At 63.9% G+C, this 1,956-nt stretch carries 2 protein-coding genes and 1 pseudogene; 2 read left to right on the forward strand and 1 reads right to left on the reverse strand.

Features of this window, described 5'->3' with window-relative positions; all coding sequences use genetic code 11:
* Positions 1-25: 25 nt before the first annotated feature.
* Complete coding sequence (locus ENZ75_RS30240) at positions 26-973, forward strand: aldo/keto reductase (protein ID WP_063169096.1); 948 nt, start codon at positions 26-28, stop codon at positions 971-973.
* 90 nt (positions 974-1,063) lie between these two features.
* Complete coding sequence (locus ENZ75_RS30245; protein ID WP_063169095.1) at positions 1,064-1,690, forward strand: LysE family translocator; 627 nt, start codon at positions 1,064-1,066, stop codon at positions 1,688-1,690.
* Positions 1,691-1,715: 25 nt separating this feature from the next.
* Here ENZ75_RS30245 and ENZ75_RS30250 read toward each other — a convergent pair.
* A pseudogene (locus ENZ75_RS30250) lies at positions 1,716-1,956 on the reverse strand (1-acyl-sn-glycerol-3-phosphate acyltransferase); the annotation flags it as partial.

Genomic DNA, 1,956 nt, shown 5'->3' on the forward strand with positions numbered 1-1,956 from the left:
CGCCCAATCATCCCGGAGATCCGCCTTGCAGAAACGTCGTCTCGGTCGCACCGACTTGTCCATCGCGCCGCTGGTTCTGGGCGGCAACGTCTTCGGCTGGACTGCCGACGAGAAAACCTCGTTCGACCTGCTCGACCGCTTCGTCGGCGCCGGCCTCAACGCCATCGATACGGCGGACGCCTATTCGCGCTGGGTTCCAGGCCACAAGGGCGGCGAATCGGAAACCATCATCGGTAAATGGATGAAAGACCGTGGCAATCGCGACAAGGTCGTGGTGATCACCAAGGTCGGTTCGGATATGGGACAGGGGCACAAGGACCTGTCCGCCGCCTACATCGAAAAGGCCGTCGACGCATCGTTGAAGCGGCTGCAGACCGAATTCATCGATCTCTATCTGTCGCATTGGCCGGATCCTGCGACGCCCTATGAGGAAACGCTTGGCGCCTACGAGAAGCTGCTCGCCAAGGGCAAGATTCGCTATGCCGGGTGCTCTAACCTCGACGCCGGCCAGTTGCGTGCGGCACTCGATGTGGCGAGCCTGCGCAGTCTGCCGCGCTACGAGGTGCTGCAGCCGGAATACAATCTCTACGATCGCTCATCCTTTGACGGGCCGTTGCGCGATCTGTGCGTGGCCGAGGACATCGGCGTCATCACCTATTTCAGCCTGGCCAAAGGTTTCCTCAGCGGCAAATACCGCAGCGAGGCCGATCTCGGCCAAAGCCCGCGTGGCGGCGGCGTGAAGGACTATCTCAATGGGCGCGGCATGCGCATCCTTGCGGCACTCGACGCGGTGTCATCAAGGCATTCGGCCAAGCAGGCGGAAGTCGCGCTTGCCTGGGTGATCGCTCGGCCGGGCGTCACCGCGCCGATAGCCAGCGCCACCAAGCCCGAGCAGATGGACAGCCTGATCAAGGCGGCGTCGCTGAAGCTGAGCGCCGCCGACATGGCCGAACTCGACAGGGCGAGCGACTGAAGTTTCGGCGGCCGCTCCTCGCACGAACGTCCAAGACGACCCTCTTGTCTTGCCATAGCCTCCTTCGCACGGGGCAAGACAGAGGGTGAGATGACTGAGCCGCTTCTTTTGCAGCCGGATCTTTGGCGCCAGTTGTGCGCGCTCGTGCTTGCCTCCGCCGTCGTCATGGGCAGCCCGGGGCCGGCAACGATAAGCGTCACCGCCGTTGGTGCCGCCTTCGGTTTGCGCCATTCCCTGGGCTATGCCTGGGGAATCATCCTGGGCACGATCGCCGTGCTTTTGGTTGTCGCGACCGGGGTCATGGCAGTGCTCACCTCGATGCCGAAGCTGGCGCCGTTGCTGGCTTTGGCCTCCGCGGCCTACATCCTCTATCTCGCCTTCAAGATCGCTACGGCGCCGCCGCTGGCCGCCCGCGCCGCCGAGACTTCGCGTCCCACATGGCTGGCTGGATTTCTTCTCGCGGTCGCCAATCCAAAGGCCTATGTGGCGATCGCCGCCGTGTTCGCCGGTGCTTCGTCCAAACAGGGCGCCACTGAGCCTGGTCTATGGCTGAAGCTGGCGGTTCTCGCCCTGATGATCGTTGCCATCCACGCTCTGTGGCTTGTCGCGGGGGCTGGGTTCGCGCGCTTCCTGCGCCGGCCGGCGGCCTCGCGGATCATCAATCTGATCTTTGCCGTGACGCTGGTGTTGACCACCGCGCTGGCGGTGTTCGGCTGAGAACTGCCGGCCGGAGACTTCCGGTTCAGACTTTGGTTCTTGCGGCGTTGTCCAGCTCTTGCAGCCTTTTCACCGCTGTCGGCGGCAAGGCAGGCGGGTTCGGGCCGCGCGCCGCATCCATCAGGAACTGGTCGCAGGCAGCTTCGGTCTCGCCGATCAGCCGGGCCATGAATTCGTCCTTGCTCAGTCCCGGTGGAATCGGCGGCAGGAAACGCGCCTTGATGGTGCCGGGATAGCGCAGGAATTTGCGGCGCGGCCAATAGAGG

Origin of the sequence: Mesorhizobium sp. M7A.F.Ca.CA.002.04.1.1 (genome assembly GCF_004022805.1) — a bacterium.
Classification (GTDB): domain Bacteria; phylum Pseudomonadota; class Alphaproteobacteria; order Rhizobiales; family Rhizobiaceae; genus Mesorhizobium; species Mesorhizobium ciceri.

Bases quoted from the DNA above. Each gene is read 5' to 3' on its own strand.
- ENZ75_RS30245 (WP_063169095.1), top strand. From the start codon at position 1,064: ATGACTGAGCCGCTTCTTTTGCAGCCGGATCTTTGGCGCCAGTTGTGC.